Below are 14,173 nucleotides of genomic sequence, written 5' to 3'. Positions count from 1 at the left end.
TGATGTTTCCGCGGCAAAGCATACTCAGAGCCGGACATTGGGTGGAATATCATCGCCAAACTCTTTCTAGCTTCCGGACTGTTTCAGCACCCCAGGTCTGATGCTGAGAGCAGCCGCCAAACAGGCCAGGGGAACGGCCGGCAACACGTACCGATAGTCGAACTCGGCTGCCGCGGCTGGTGTGATCAGCAGTACCAGAGCCGCCGTCCAGGGCACCAGCCAGGCTGGAGATCCCGCGAGACGTACTGCGTCACGCCTGCGTACGACGGCCGCCACCGGGGGCACCAGGAGAATCACCAGCAGCACCGGACCGGGCAGCCGCGCCATGCTCTGGTAAGCCCTCAGCCACCCGGCATAAGGCTCGACGATCTGTGTACCAATCGCACCCTGCTCGTACAGCTTGGCATAGTCGGCACCCGTCTGGGCTGGATAGCGGCCGGGCGGCCCCGGAGGATTCACAGGAAACTCGTAGTACCCGTAGACCTCGGCATCGGGGTAGACCGGGCGGTCCCAGCGGAACGTTCTGGCCAGCTCGGTCAGCGTCGAAGCCGCGTAGTCGAGCGGCTGCTTGGTGATCGCCAGCGTCGCGAACCTGGCCGCCAGGTCGTCGTTCTGCTTCGTGAACGTGATCCCCGGCAGCAGCACCAGCGGCGAGTCCTGCGCCCAGATGTACTCCTGAGAGGGCGGGCGCTGCTCGGGAGGCCGAGGGTCGCACAGGACCCGCAGGTCCTGCGGCGGGTCCATCTTGGCGCAGTCGGCGAACGACATCGTGCGGGCGTACATGAAGACGCCGTTGGCGCCCACCAGGCCGACGCGCTGGTAGGTGGCGTAGAACCAGGCGCCGTAGGCGAGGATCGGCACCAGAGCCGCCGCGACCAGCACCCCGGCCAGCCCGACGCGCCTGCGCAGCACGAACCAGCCCGCCAGCACCACGATCAGCGGCTGCCCGACCGTCCTGGTGAGCGTCGCGGCCGCCAGCAGCAGGCCGATGGCCACGACCGTCGAGGGCCTGCTCGTCGTGCACAGCGCCACCGCCGCGGCCACCAGGAACATGAACAGCGTGTCGGAGACCAGCAGGTGCTCCAGCTCGATCTGGTACGCGTCGAGCAGCACCGGCACCGTGGCCAGCGTCGCCGCCCACCTGGGGGCGCGGGCGCGGCGGGCGACCCGGTAGATCAGCACGCCCGTCGCCAGTCCCAGCAGGTGTTGCGCTGCCGTCACCGCCCCGAAGCTGTGCAACGGCTCCAGGAGCTTCATGAACATCGAGTAGCCCGCCGGCCTGACCAGGTCGGGGCGGGGCCTGAAGACGGTGACGATGTAGGTGTAGGAGTCGGGGAACCACAGGGCGGGGCGGTAGCCGAGCATCGCCAGGGCGCGCAGGGCCGTGCCCAGGGCCAGGACCGCGAGGAACCAGCCGTGCCGCCTGGCCGCCGACCGGCTCAGGACGCCCATCCCCGCGCCGCGCGGCAGGCGGCGCCTGCCGCGGCCGGTCTTCGCGGGCTCGTACGCGCGAGCCTCCGACATCACCCGCACGTCCTCCCGGTTCCTCCGTCGCCCTCCGGCCACGTCGCGTACGCTACCCGCGTTTCCACCCACCCCATGCCTCAGCCTGTGGTCGAGGGGCGGCGCGGGTGGCCGGCGTTGGATACGCTCGCTCACCGATGGGACTCGATCGATCTGGCCGCGTGCTGGCCGCGCTCTCGGTGTTGCCCGCACTGGTCGTGGCGGGCTGGCTGCTGGCCGGGCTGCCGCTGCTGCTGTTCGGCTGGTTCGCGCCGCTGCCCGCCTTTCTGCTCGGGCTGCCCGTCATCGTGCTGCTGTGCCGGGCCGGGATGCCACGCCCAGACGGGGACGCGACCGGCCAGGTCGCAGAGCCGGCCACGTTCCGGCAGGTCGCCGGGGTGGTGGCGGTAGCGGTGACGGCGGGCGTGTTCAACGTGATCATGCACTCCGAGCAGCTCATCGTCCGGCGCGACCCCGCCACCTACGCCCAGTACGCCGCCTGGATCGCCCGCCACGGCTCGCTTCCGATCCCCGACCAGGCGGAGGCGTTCGGCGGCCAGGACCCGTGGCTGTTCTTCGACAGCGTCGGCTTCTACCGGGCCGACGGGTCGGTGGTGCCGCAGTTCATGCCGGGTCCGCCGATGTTGTTCGCGGTCGGCGACTGGCTCGGCGTGCCGTTCGCGGTGCCCGCCGTGCTGGGCGCGCTGGCGGTGCTGACGTTGGCCGGTGTCGTGGCGCGGCTGGCCGGGCCGAGGTGGGCGGTGACGGCGGCGGCGGTGTTCGCGGTGAGCATGCCGATCATCTACACCTCGCGCACCACGTTCAGCGAGATCCCGTCCTTGATCCTGCTGTTCGGCGGGCTGGCGCTGACGCACGACGCGCTCGCACGGCCTGGACGGCGGCCATGGCGGCACGGACTGCTGGCAGGGCTGGTGTTCGGGCTGGCCGTGCTGGTCCGGGTGGACGGGCTGCGCGACGTGCTGCCGGTGCTGGCGTTCGCCGGCCTGCTGATCGCGATGCGGCGCTTCGACAAGCCGCAGGGCAGGCTCGGGTTCCCGCTGCTGGCGGGGCTGGCGGCGGGCGTCGGCCTCGGGATGCTGGGGGCGTACCTGCTGGCCAAGCCGTACCTGAACTACCTGTCGGGCTCGGTCAGGCCGCTGCTGCTCATCTGCGCCGGCGTGCTCGTGCTCACGGCGATCGGCACGGCCGCCGCACCCGCGCTGTCCAGGATCAGGCTCCCCACGTGGGCGCCGGCGGCGGGGGCCGGGCTGGTCGTGCTGCTGATGGCCGCCCTGTACGTCCGCCCGTGGGTGCAGCACGTCACCCGGATCCCCACGAACGACGACGACCGGCGTACGGCCGCCATGATCGAGCAGACCCAGCAGGCGAACCGCCTGCCGATCGACGGCACCCGGCTCTACACCGAGGACTCCCTGCACTGGGTGATCTGGTACGTCGGCCTCGCCGTGGTCGTGCTGGCCACGATCGCCGCCGCGCTGCTCCTCCGCCGCCTGCTGCGTGACGGCACCCCCTTCGCCTGGCTGCTGCCGCTCGCGGTCGTCGGCTGGACGACCGTGACCACGCTGCTGCGGCCCGAGATCACCCCCGATCACCCGTGGGCCGCCCGCCGCCTGGTACCCATCGTGATCCCGGGGATGATCCTGCTCGCCGCGTACGGGCTGGCCTGGCTGCGGCGCAGGAGCGACCGGCGCTGGGTGACGGCGGTGGCCGTCGTGCTCGTGCTGGTGCCGCCGACCGTGACCTCGATCGGCACCGCGTTCACGCCGGTCGAGCGGGGCGAGGCGGCGGCGGTGGCGGCCATGTGCGCGAAGATCCCGGCGAACGCGTCCGTGCTGATCGTGGAGCGGGTCACAGGAGATCGTTACACCCAGGTCGTCCGTGGCATGTGCGACCGGCCGACGGCGCAGGTGAACCGCGAGAACGCCCAGACCGCGCCCGAGACGCAGGTGCGCCGGCTGATCGAGCGGGTGCGCGCTGCGGGCCGGGTGCCGGTCGTGCTGGCGGCCGAGGCCGGGCAGGTCTCGCCGTACGGCCCGGCCTCGCAGGTCGTGGGGCTGGTCACCCGGCAGGACGAGCGCTCGCTCGTCGAGGCCCCGAACGGCACCTGGTTCCTGCGTTCCAACGTTTGGATGGCCGTCGCCTGATTCCCATGTATGGGAGGGGCGGGCGAGGAGGTTCAGGTAAAAGATGGTCAAGTGTTGTCGTCGGTACGCTGGGCGACCCCTCCGAGACGCCCGGTGAGCCTGGTTGACAGGGGCGGACGGGGTTCGGCGGGCTGGCCGTTGAATGGGTCAGACTGGTGAAATCAACCCCAAATCAGGAGCTCCCGGTGGGGTGATGTGGACCCGGCTCTCAGTTGGGCAGAGTAACCTCGACCCCCGTGAGCACGCTTGAGACCCCCAAGAGTGGACCTGCCGTGGAAGAAGCGCCGTACGTCACCATCGTCCTCCCCTGCTACAACGAGCAGGATCACGTCATCGACGAAGTCGAGCGCATCACCAAGGCCATGGACTCGAGCGGCTACACCTACGAGCTCGTGGCCGTCGACGACTGCTCGACCGACGACACGCTGGCCAGGCTGAAGGAGGCCGCGCCCGACTACCCCCACCTGCGCGTGCGCGCCTTCCACCGCAACGGCGGCGCCGGCACCGTGCGGCGCATCGGCACCCAGGAGGCCAGGGGCGAGATCGTCGTCTGGACCGACGCCGACATGACCTACCCCAACGAGCGCATCCCCGAGCTGGTGCAGGTCCTGGAGAAGGACGAGGCGATCGATCAGGTGGTCGGCGCGCGCACCAGCGAGGAGGGCTCGCACAAGTTCCTGCGGGTGCCGGCCAAGTGGGTGATCCGCAAGGTGGCCGAGAAGCTGGCGGGCCAGCGCATCCCCGACCTCAACTCCGGGCTGCGGGCCTTCCGCAGGTCGGTGGCCAAGCCCTATCTGCGGCTGCTGCCCCCCGGGTTCTCGTGTGTGACGACGATCACGCTGTCGTTCCTGTCCAACCAGCACGACGTCTACTACCTGCCGATCGGGTACGCCAAGCGGGCGGGCAAGTCGAAGTTCAGCTTCGTGTCCGACGCCTACCGCTACATCCTGCAGGTGCTGCGGATGATCATGTACTTCAACCCGCTCAAGGTGCTCATGCCGCCCGCGCTGTGGCTGGTGGCGATCGGGGTCGTCAAGGGCGTGTGGGACATGGTCCAGCACCCGTTCTACTTCCCTGCCAACACCGTGATGATCTTCCTGTCCGGGTTGCTGATCGGGTCCGTGGCGCTGCTGGCCGACCTGATCGTGCGTTCGCGGGGAGAGTGAGCGTTGCGGATCGCGATCGTCGGCCCGACCTATCCGTACAAGGGGGGCGGGGCGCAGCACACCACCGAGCTGGCGCACCGGCTCAGCGCCCAGGGGCACGACGTGGTGATCGAGTCGTGGCGGGCGCAGTATCCATCCTTCCTCTATCCGGGGCAGCAGACGATCTCCACGCCTGAGGGGACGCCCTATCTGAACACCGTGCGCAAGCTCGACTGGCGTCGGCCCGACGGGTGGGTGGCGGCGGGGCGGCGGATGCGGTCGGCGGACGTGGTGGTGCTGGCGGTGCTGAGTCCGGTGCAGGTCCCGCCATATTTGGGGATTTTGGCCGGGATAGGGCGAAGAATCAGGACGATTGCTCTCTGCCACAACGTGCTGCCGCACGAGCGCAAACCGTACGACGAGCCCCTGATGAAAGCCCTGCTCAAGCGGGTCGACGGCGTGCTGACCCACTCCGAACAGCAGGCCGATCTGGCCAGAGGGCTGACGGACAAGCCGGTCGGCGTGGCCGCGATGCCGCCCCACCTGCCCTCCACCACGGCCGAGCGCTCCTCCCAGGTGCACAGGCGGCTGTTGTTCTTCGGCATCGTACGGCCGTACAAGGGGCTGGACCTGCTGCTGCGGGCGCTGCCCGACGGGGTCTTGCTGACCGTGGCGGGCGAGTTCTGGGGCGGGCTCGACGAGACGAAGGCGCTGATCAGTGAGCTGGGCCTGGACGAGCGGGTGGAGCTGCGCCCCGGCTACGTGGCCGCCGAGGACGTGCCAAGGCTGTTCGCCTCCTGCGACGCGCTCGTGCTGCCCTACCGCAGCGCCACCGCCAGCCAGAACGTCTGGCTCGGCCACGAGCACGGCGTGCCGGTGATCGCCACCCGCGTCGGCGCGCTGGCCGACCACGTCACCGACGGCGTCGACGGGCTGCTCGTCGAGCCGGACGACGCCGACGCGCTCCGCCGCACGATCGAGCGGTTCTACGCCTCCGGCGAGCCCGAGAGGTTGCGGTCGGGCGTCAAGGCGGTCGACCCCGAGCCGTTCTGGTCGGCGTACGCGGGGGCGCTGCTGGCCGTCTGACGGCGGCCCAGCAGGAACGCGATGCCTGCGGCCGCCGCGTCGGCCAGCGTGAACGCCAGCCGCGACACGATCGCCACCGCCAGCGCCACCGGCGTGCCGACGATCGGTCCGAGCACCAGCACCAGCGCGCCCTCCCTGACCCCGACGCCCGCCGGGACCACGACGGTGAGGATCCCGGTGGCCCACGCGAAGGCGTAGGCGCCGGTGGCGACGAGGTAGAGGTCCCATCGGCCGGCGACGAGCCAGATGTGCAGGCCGTAGACGAACCAGCCGAGCGCCGTCCACGCCACCGCGACGACGACCGTGCGGCCGGGCAGCACGCTCTCCAGCGGCTCCTTGCGGGCGATGCGCAGCGCCAGGTTGAGGCCCCAGGTCAGAACCTTCGGGTGCAGGCACACGATGATCACCGGCACGAGCAGCACGAGGTACCAGGCCTGCCGCACCGCCTCCAGCGAGCCCAGCGTCGCCGCGGCGATCGAGATGCCGACCCCGAGGTTGATCACCAGGCCCAGCGAGATCGTCGCGAACGTGCGCCGCGGCGGGCTGCCGTGGTCGCGCCCGAGGTCCATCATCGCCGCGTACGCCCACACGGCCCCGGGGATGTACTTGCCGAGCTGCCCCACGAACATGATCCGCCCGGCGATCCGCAGCGGCACCCGCGTGCCGAGCCCCGCCAGGATCTCGCGCCAGGCCACCAGCATGAAGAACTGGCCGGTCAGCACGGCGGCGAACGCCCCGAGCACCGCCCACGGCGACATGGCGGCCACGGCCCGCGTGGTCTCGTCCCAGTTTCTGGCCAGGCCGTAGCCCAGGAATGCGATCGCGACCAGGGCGAGGACGACGCGCAGCAGGCGGCGGAGCATTCGCTCAGGCTATGGGTTCTTCGACAGGTAAAGCCAGACGACAGACGAGACGAGTGCGATCGCGATCAGCGCGGCGATCGTGATCTTGAGTGCGCTGAACGGCCGATCGCCCTGGACCTCCCCGGTCACTCCGTTGATCAGCACCTGGTACGTCTTGCCGCCGAACACGTAGGTGCCGATCCACACCGGCAGCAGCACCAGCTTGAAGGCGACATCGGCGTACTGGGTGTCCACCCGGTGCACCCGCTGCACGTCACCGCCGATGTCCCGGCGGCAGTCGCTCTCGATGACCTGGTACATGACCGCCTTGGCCAGCTCCATGCCGCCCTGCGGCTCGATGTCGTGGCGCAGGCTGTGGTGTCCCGCCAGCCAGTTGGGGTCGAAAGGGACCGCCCGCTCCAGCGGCCACGGCTTCAGCTTGTCGAGCTGCTCGGGCGAGACGCGCGTCGTGGCCCGTACCAGGACGTCGTCGAAGAAACGCGACACGGTGCCGCTCGCGGGCCGCCAGATGGTCTTGCGCACGTTCCTGGTGGCGTTGTGCCCGTTGTGATTGACGTAGCTCTCTTTCGTCCAGTGGTGCCTGCCGCGTTGGCCGACGTAGTGGGAGACGGTGCCCGCGTCGAACGTCCAGTGCGGCAGGTACGTGCTCTTCATCGCCTCCGCCTCGGTCACCCGCTTGAGGCGGGTGGGGGCGAACCAGCGCGAGCGCACCCAGGCGCGCAGGGAACTGCGCGCGCCGTTGCGGTTCAGGCCGAAGGGCAGCACGGCCTCGGGGGCGATCTGGGCCCCGCCCGAGGTGTCGGCCACCAGCGGGGTGCCGCAGAACTGGCAGGCCCTGGACAGCGCGTCGCTCTCGGTGCGGGCGCCGCAGCCCGGACAGGTGAACTGGTGGGGCGCGAGGGTCTGGACGCGGGGCTTGGCCAGGAAGGCGTCGAAGGAGTGCTCGCGGATCTGGCGGGTGGGCGCGGCGATGCGCTGCTCGTAGCCGCAGTACGGGCAGCGCAGTACGGCGGTGCCGGGGGCGAACGCCACGCTCGCTCCGCAGCCCGCGCAGGGGTGGGCGGGGGTCTGGGTGGGGGAGGTCACGTCAGGTCCTTCCGACCGGCGCGGTTGTCTTTCAGGAGGGCGGGAGCGGGGGCGGCGTGTCGCGCAGGAGCGTGGCCAGTTCGGGGACGTCGCGCGCGGGCAGCCATTGGGGCATGCCGGAGCGCCACACCAGCGTGTCGGGGGTGAGACCGGCGGCGGGCAGGTCGGCGTCGTCGAACGGGCCGCGCTGCTCGCCGTCTACGCCGAGGAACCACCGGTCGGGCTGCGGCAGCGGCGGCGGTCCGCCCTGCCCGCCCCCAGGGTGTTGCGGTTGCGGGGCGCTCGGGCCGTGGGGGTGTTGCGGTTGTGGGGCCGGTTGGCCGTGGGGCTGCTGGGGTGGGGCGGGCTGGGCGTGGGGCTGCTGTGGTTGTGGGGTGGGCTGGGCGTGAGGAGGTTGTGGGGCGAGGGCGGCGGCCATGTGCTGGCCGGCGGCGATGCCCATGCCCAGCCCCATTCCCTCACCGGCCCCGTCCGCGTTCTCCAGGGCGTTGGCCGCCTGGAACCGCGCGTACTCCCCGAGATCCCCCACGATCCCCATCTGCGAGCGTTTGTCCAGCGCCTGCTCCACCTCGGGCGGCAGCGAGATGTTCTCGATCGTGAACGTGGGGATCGCCAGCCCGACCTTGGCCAGGTCGGCCGTCAGCACCTGCGCCAGCCGCTGCCCCATCTCGTGCTGGCCCGCGGCCAGGTCGAGCAGCGGCACCCCGGCCGTGGCCAGGGCGTGGGCGAGCCGGCCGACGACCAGTTGCCGCAGGTAGCCCTCGACCTCCTCGGTGCGGAAGCGCGGGTCCGTCCCGGCCAGCTCGCGCAGCAGGGCGGGAGCGTCGATCACCCTGGCCGCGTACGCGCCGAACGCCCGCAGCCGCACCGGCCCGAACTCCGGGTCGCGCACCATGACGGGGTTCTGCGTGCCCCACTTGAAGTCGGCGAACTGGCGGGTGCTGACGAAGTACACCTCGGCCTTGAAGGGGGAGTGGAAGCCGTACTTCCAGCCCTGCAGCGTCGACAGGATGGGCAGGTTCCTGGTCTCCAGCGTGTACGTCCCCGGGGGGAACGCGTCGGCGATCTGGCCCTCGTTGACGAAGACCGCGACCTGCGACTCCCGCACCACGAGCTGGGCGCCCATCTTGATCTCGTTCTCGTAGCGGGGGAAGCGCCATACCAGGGTGTCGCGACTGTCGTCGAGCCATTCGACGATGTCGATGAATTCGCCCCGGATCTTGTCGAACAGCTCCACTTGGCCCCCGATCGTCAGCTTTTGGCCAGGTGGGCCACCGTACCAAAGCCGATTGACGTCGCATTGGCGTAGAGGTCGGTACTGTGGGGACTCGTGGGTAAGCAACGCGTAGCGCAGCTCGAATACTCGGAGTTCCAGTCCGCCATGCTCGACGAGCAGAAGCGGAGACGGAAGGCTGCGAAGATCATCGCGGTGCTTGAGCACTTCCACGGGTCGCTCGGCGGGCTGACCGTGGGCGACGTGGGCTGTTCTGCGGGGTTCATCGCCGACGAGCTCGCGCAGGCCGGGGCCAAGCACACACTGGGCATCGACATCGACGTCCCCGGGCTTCGCAAGGCCGCCGACCGGTTCGGCGAGCGGGTGGCGTTCGTCTGCGGCGACGGTACGGCGCTGCCCTTCCCCGACGGATCGATCGACGTGCTGGTGTTCAACCACATCTACGAGCACGTGATCGACCCCGACGCGGTGGTGGCCGAGATGCACCGGGTGCTGTCCGACGACGGCGTGCTCTACCTGGGGCTGGGCAACCGGCTCGGGGTCATGGAGCCGCACTACAAGCTGCCGTTCCTGTCCTACCTGCCGCCCGCGCTGGCCGACCGCTACGTGCGGGCGTTCGGGCGGGCCGATCACTACTACGAGCGGTTCAGGACGCGGCGCGGGCTGCGCAGGATGTTGCGGGCCTTCCACGTGTGGGACTACACCTTCCCCGTGCTGGCCACGCCGACCAAGTTCGCGGGCGGCGAGTTGTTCCCCGGGCTGCCGGGGAAGGTGGTGAGGGCGGTGCTGGCCAAGACGCCGCGCGAGGTGCTCAGGCTGCTGCTGCCCGTGGTGCCGACGTATCTGTGGGTGGCCACCAAGACGCCCAGACCCCCGGCGGGGGCCGCGCTCCCGCAGCCGCCCGAGCGGGTCCGTCCGCTGTGACCGAGGTGGAGCAGCGCGAGGGCGCCGAAGCCGTGCCGCGCAGGTCGCCGCTCAGAAAGCTGCTGCGGTTCGGGTTCCTGGCCGTCGCACTCGGGTTCGGCGCCTACTTCGTGATCAAGCAGTGGGACGCCGTCGTCGCCGGGTTCGCGGAGCTGTCGTGGACCGCGCTGGCCGGGTCGCTGCTCGCCGTGATCGCGGCGCTGCTCGGCGCCATGCTCACCTGGCGTACCTTGCTGGCCGACCTGGGCTCGCCGCTGCCGCTGCGGGCCGGCGCGAAGGTGTTCTTCGTGGGTCAGCTCGGCAAGTACATCCCTGGCGCGCTCTGGCCCGTGCTCGCCCAGATGGAGATGGGCCGCGAGCTCGGCGTGCCGCGTTCGCGGAGCGCGGCGGCGTTCTTCCTGATGATGCCCGTCCAGCTCGCCACCGGCCTGCTCGTCACGGTGGTCACGCTGGGCTGGGACCGCTACGGCTGGCTGCTGCTGTTCATCCCGCTGCTGCTGGTCCTGCTCGAACCCAAGGTCATCAACACCGTCATCGGGTACGCCCTGCGCCGCCTCAAGCGCGAGCCGCTCGACCGTCCCCTCACCCGGCGCGGCATGCTGACCGCCTTCGCCTGGGCGCTGGCCGGCTGGGCCTGCTACGGCGCGCACCTCTACTTCATCGCCCCGCAGGGCGGCCCGCTGTTCGCGATCGGCGCCTTCGCGCTGTCGTGGTGCCTGGGCATCATGACCTTCGTCGTCCCGGCGGGCGCGGGCGTGCGGGAACTCGCGATGGTCACGGCTCTGGCGCCTCATCTGGACTCCGGCGCCGCGATCGCGGTGGCCCTTTCATCAAGGATTGTCATCGTCGCAGGGGACCTGATCTGCGCAGGCTTGGCGGGAATTGCGGCGCGCCGCGACTCGGTGTGATTTGGCCCACGATTTAGGGGACGCTGGTCATAAGCTGAAGTTCAGAGGGGGACACCAGATCCCACGTTGATCTTGAGGGGAGAAGATCTACGTAATGCCTCGTGTGCTCGTCGACGCCGCGGCGGTCCCCGCGGACCGCGGCGCGTTGATCAGATATGTGGACGGGCTCGTGGCCGCGCTCGACCGGGCCGGCGCCGACCTGGCCGTGGTCTGCCAGCGGGCGGAAGCGGAACGCTACCGGCTCCTTGCGCCGTCCGCGACGATCATTCCGGGCCCTGTGGCCATCACCAACAGGGCCGCCCGTCTCGCGTGGGAGCAGACCGGTCTGCCGCTGCTCGCCCGTCAGGCCGAAGCCGACGTGATCCACGCTCCTTACTACTCCATCCCGCTCAGCTCGGGCCTGCCGACCGTCGTGACGGTGCACGACGCCACCTGGTTCACCGAGCCCGACCAGCACAGCCCGAGGGCGTCGTTCTTCCGCTCGGCCACCCGCATGGCCGTACGCCACGCCCGGCGGGTGATCGTGCCGTCCAAGGCGACCAGGGACGAGCTGGTACGGGTGCTGGCCGCCGATCCGACCAGGATCGACGTGGCCTACCACGGCGTCGACCTGGCGCAGTTCCACCCGCCGAGCGAGGAGGAGATCCGCAGGGCCGCCATGAGATGCGGCCTGCACGGCCAGCCCTATGTGGCGTTCCTGGGCGCGCTCGACCCGCGCAAGAACGTTCCCAACCTGATCAGAGGCTTCGCCACGGCGGTGAAGACGCTGGAGAAGCCGCCGGCGCTGGTGATCGGCGGCGGCGTGCACGAGGACGACGTCGACGCCGCCTGCCGCGAGGTCGAGGCCACGGTGAAGGTCGTGCGGCCCGGGTACCTGCACGCGCCCGACCTGCCGGGGTTCCTCGGCGGCGCGCTCGTGGTGGCCTTCCCCTCGCGCGGCGAGGGGTTCGGGCTGCCGGTGCTGGAGGCCATGGCCTGCGGCGCGCCGGTCCTGACGACCCACCGCACCTCGCTGCCCGAGGTGGGCGGAGACGCGGTCGCCTACACTGAGCCCGACGCCGACAGCATCGCCCTGGCGCTCGGGCAGTTGCTCTCCTCCTCCGCGAGACGGGCGCAGTTGCAGGAGGCGGGGCTGGCCAGAGCACGTGAGTTCACGTGGGACGCCTCGGCGGAGGCGCACCTCAGCTCCTATCAACGCGCGATCGAATAGTTCGGTAACCTCACGGAGTGATGGAGAGCTCTTTGCCAGACCTCGAGGCGATCCTCCTGGTCGGGGGGCAGGGCACGCGCCTGCGTCCGCTGACACTGGGCACGCCCAAGCCGCTGCTGCAGACCGCCGGTGTACCTTTCCTGGCCCACCAACTGGCCCGCGCGCGATCGTTCGGCGTGCGCCGGATCGTCTTCGCGACCTCCTACAAGGCGGCGATGTTCGAGCCCGCCTTCGGTGACGGCGCGGCGCTCGGGCTCTCGCTCGAATACATCACGGAAGAGACGCCGCTCGGCACCGGCGGCGCGATCCGCAACGCCGCGGAGGCGCTCACGTCGGGGCCCTCCGATCCGGTGCTCATCCTGAACGGCGACATCCTTTCCGGTCACGACATCGGAGATCAGGTGCGCACCCATCTCGCGCGCCAGGCCGCTGTAACGCTCCATTTGACCGAAGTGGACGATCCGACCAGGTTCGGGTGCGTGCCGACCGACGAGGAGGGCCGGGTGACGGCTTTCCTGGAGAAGACGCCCAACCCGGTCACCAACCGCATCAACGCCGGGTGCTACGTCTTCACCCGCTCGGTGATCGACTCCATCCCGCGCGACGAGGTCGTGTCGGTGGAGCGGGAGACCTTCCCCGGGCTGATCGAGTCGGGCGAGCTGGTGCTCGGTTACGCCGACCGCACGTACTGGCTCGACGTGGGCACACCCACCGCCTACGTCCAGGGCTCGCGCGACCTGGTGCTCGGCCGGCTGGCCTCGCCCGCGCTGCCGGGGCCGACCGGCGAATACCTGGCGCTCGAAGGGGCCAGGGTGTCCCCGGAGGCCAAGGTCAGGGGCGGCACGGCGGTCGGCGCCAGAGCCGTGGTCGAGGCGGGCGCCTCGGTGGTCGGGTCGGTGCTGAGCGACGACTGCGTCGTCGAGGCGGGCGCGTCCGTGACCGACTCCGTGGTGGGGCAGGGCGCGCGGGTCTGCGCGGGCACGGTGGTGCGCGATGCGTTGATCGGCGACGGCGCCATCGTGGGGCCGGGCAACGAGCTGCAGAACGGCGTGCGGGTCTGGCCCGGCGTCGAGTTGCCGGAGAAGGCGCTGCGTTACTCCAGCGACGTCTGAAGGGTCTGACCTGCTGCCGGAGCGCGGCACACTGGATGGGTGAGGGAGCGTTGGTGGGCGCCTGACGGGCCGCTTGACGTGGGGCTGGCGTTGCAGCCGCACAAGCGCGGCGGCGGTGACCCCACCTGGCGCCAGAGCGGTGACGGCGCCGTGTGGCGCACGTCCAGGACGCCCGACGGGCCGTGCACACTCAGGGTGAGCGTCGAGGCCGGTCGTGTGCACGGGCAGGCGTGGGGGCCCGGGGCGGAGTGGGCGTTGGAGGCGCTGCCGGGGCTGCTCGGGGGCCTGGACAACATTTCCGGATTTATCGTCAAACACGAGGTCTTGGCGGAGGCCGTTCGGAAAAATCCTGGCTTGCGGATCGGGCGGACGGGCCGGGTCATGGAGGCCCTCGTCCCGGCCGTCCTTGAGCAGAAGGTCGTCGGACGCGAGGCGTGGCGCGCCTGGCGCTGGCTGCTCGACCGGTACGGGGAGCCCGCTCCCGGACCCGCGCCCGAAGGGATGCGGGTGATCCCCGAGGCCGCGGTGTGGCGGCAGATCCCGAGCTGGCACTGGCATCGGGCCGGGGCCGAGGCCGTCCGCGCCAGGACCATCGCGAACGCCGCCTGGCACGCCGGCAAGCTGGAGGCCGCGGCCACCACGGAAGAACTCGACCGGCTGCTGCGGGCGCTGCCGGGGATCGGGGTGTGGACGTCGGCCGAGGTGCGCCAGCGCGCCCTGGGCGACCCCGACGCCGTCAGCGTCGGCGACTTCCACCTGGCCAAGCTCGTCGGCTACGCCCTGACAGGGGAGAAGACCGACGATGAGGGGATGTTGCGGCTGCTGGAGCCGTATTTGGGGCATCGGCATCGCGCGACGCTGCTCGTGTGGCTCACGGGCCTGCGCCCGCCCGCGCGGGGGCCGAGAATGGCAGTACGCGACTACAGGTCCTTCTGAC

The 14,173-nt window shown here is 70.7% G+C and carries 12 protein-coding genes; 8 read left to right on the top strand and 4 right to left on the bottom strand.

Going from position 1 to position 14,173, the window contains the following annotated elements; translation table 11 throughout:
- Nucleotides 1-66 precede the first annotated feature (66 nt).
- Nucleotides 67-1,566, bottom strand: coding sequence for a hypothetical protein (locus ACFOY2_RS30355; RefSeq protein WP_379531514.1), 1,500 nt, complete (start codon nucleotides 1,564-1,566; stop codon nucleotides 67-69).
- Nucleotides 1,567-1,661: 95 nt separating this feature from the next.
- Between ACFOY2_RS30355 and ACFOY2_RS30350 the strand changes: the two genes are divergently transcribed.
- The 3 genes from ACFOY2_RS30350 to ACFOY2_RS30340 all read left to right on the top strand — a co-directional run bounded on the left by ACFOY2_RS30350 (nucleotide 1,662) and on the right by ACFOY2_RS30340 (nucleotide 5,899).
- Entirely contained in the window at nucleotides 1,662-3,668 is a 2,007-nt protein-coding gene (locus ACFOY2_RS30350) for a glycosyltransferase family 39 protein (protein ID WP_379531513.1), read from the top strand.
- A gap of 236 nt (nucleotides 3,669-3,904) precedes the next feature.
- Nucleotides 3,905-4,834 (top strand): glycosyltransferase family 2 protein, encoded by a 930-nt coding sequence (locus ACFOY2_RS30345; RefSeq protein ID WP_379531512.1) that lies wholly within the window; start codon nucleotides 3,905-3,907, stop codon nucleotides 4,832-4,834.
- A gap of 3 nt (nucleotides 4,835-4,837) precedes the next feature.
- Nucleotides 4,838-5,899 (top strand): glycosyltransferase family 4 protein, encoded by a 1,062-nt coding sequence (locus tag ACFOY2_RS30340; RefSeq protein ID WP_379531511.1) that lies wholly within the window; start codon nucleotides 4,838-4,840, stop codon nucleotides 5,897-5,899.
- Here the strand turns inward: ACFOY2_RS30340 and ACFOY2_RS30335 are convergent.
- Genes ACFOY2_RS30335 through ACFOY2_RS30325 form a run of 3 tightly spaced genes read right to left on the bottom strand, consistent with a single transcriptional unit; the run spans nucleotide 5,800 to nucleotide 9,085 of the window.
- On the bottom strand, nucleotides 5,800-6,762 hold the full coding sequence (locus ACFOY2_RS30335) for a lysylphosphatidylglycerol synthase transmembrane domain-containing protein (RefSeq protein WP_379531510.1): 963 nt from the start codon (nucleotides 6,760-6,762) through the stop codon (nucleotides 5,800-5,802). The genes ACFOY2_RS30340 and ACFOY2_RS30335 overlap by 100 nt on opposite strands.
- Before the next feature lie 9 nt (nucleotides 6,763-6,771).
- The gene (locus ACFOY2_RS30330) at nucleotides 6,772-7,848 is read right to left on the bottom strand and encodes a hypothetical protein (protein ID WP_379531509.1); all 1,077 of its coding nucleotides are present in this window, start codon (nucleotides 7,846-7,848) and stop codon (nucleotides 6,772-6,774) included.
- Between the two features lie 31 nt (nucleotides 7,849-7,879).
- The gene (locus ACFOY2_RS30325) at nucleotides 7,880-9,085 is read right to left on the bottom strand and encodes an SPFH domain-containing protein (protein WP_379531508.1); all 1,206 of its coding nucleotides are present in this window, start codon (nucleotides 9,083-9,085) and stop codon (nucleotides 7,880-7,882) included.
- A gap of 93 nt (nucleotides 9,086-9,178) precedes the next feature.
- Here ACFOY2_RS30325 and ACFOY2_RS30320 point away from each other — a divergent pair, with 93 nt between their 5' ends.
- The 5 genes from ACFOY2_RS30320 to ACFOY2_RS30300 all read left to right on the top strand — a co-directional run bounded on the left by ACFOY2_RS30320 (nucleotide 9,179) and on the right by ACFOY2_RS30300 (nucleotide 14,172).
- Nucleotides 9,179-10,006, top strand: a complete 828-nt coding sequence (locus tag ACFOY2_RS30320) for a class I SAM-dependent methyltransferase (RefSeq protein ID WP_379531507.1) — start codon at nucleotides 9,179-9,181, stop codon at nucleotides 10,004-10,006.
- Nucleotides 10,003-10,914: a lysylphosphatidylglycerol synthase transmembrane domain-containing protein gene (locus ACFOY2_RS30315; protein WP_379531506.1), complete on the top strand. Its 912-nt coding sequence runs from the start codon at nucleotides 10,003-10,005 to the stop codon at nucleotides 10,912-10,914. The genes ACFOY2_RS30320 and ACFOY2_RS30315 overlap by 4 nt, the downstream gene beginning before the upstream one ends.
- A 94-nt stretch (nucleotides 10,915-11,008) precedes the next feature.
- Nucleotides 11,009-12,124, top strand: a complete 1,116-nt coding sequence (locus tag ACFOY2_RS30310) for a glycosyltransferase family 4 protein (protein ID WP_379531505.1) — start codon at nucleotides 11,009-11,011, stop codon at nucleotides 12,122-12,124.
- Nucleotides 12,125-12,156: 32 nt separating this feature from the next.
- Complete coding sequence (locus tag ACFOY2_RS30305; RefSeq protein WP_449290146.1) at nucleotides 12,157-13,236, top strand: sugar phosphate nucleotidyltransferase; 1,080 nt, start codon at nucleotides 12,157-12,159, stop codon at nucleotides 13,234-13,236.
- Nucleotides 13,237-13,275: 39 nt separating this feature from the next.
- Nucleotides 13,276-14,172: a DNA-3-methyladenine glycosylase family protein gene (locus ACFOY2_RS30300; protein ID WP_379531504.1), complete on the top strand. Its 897-nt coding sequence runs from the start codon at nucleotides 13,276-13,278 to the stop codon at nucleotides 14,170-14,172.
- Nucleotide 14,173: the final 1 nt, after the last annotated feature.

Source organism: Nonomuraea purpurea (assembly GCF_042650645.1).
Taxonomy (GTDB): Bacteria; Actinomycetota; Actinomycetes; order Streptosporangiales; family Streptosporangiaceae; genus Nonomuraea; species Nonomuraea purpurea.
The sequence above is the reverse complement of the archived record's forward strand: the minus strand, read 5'-3'. Positions and strand labels throughout refer to the sequence as shown.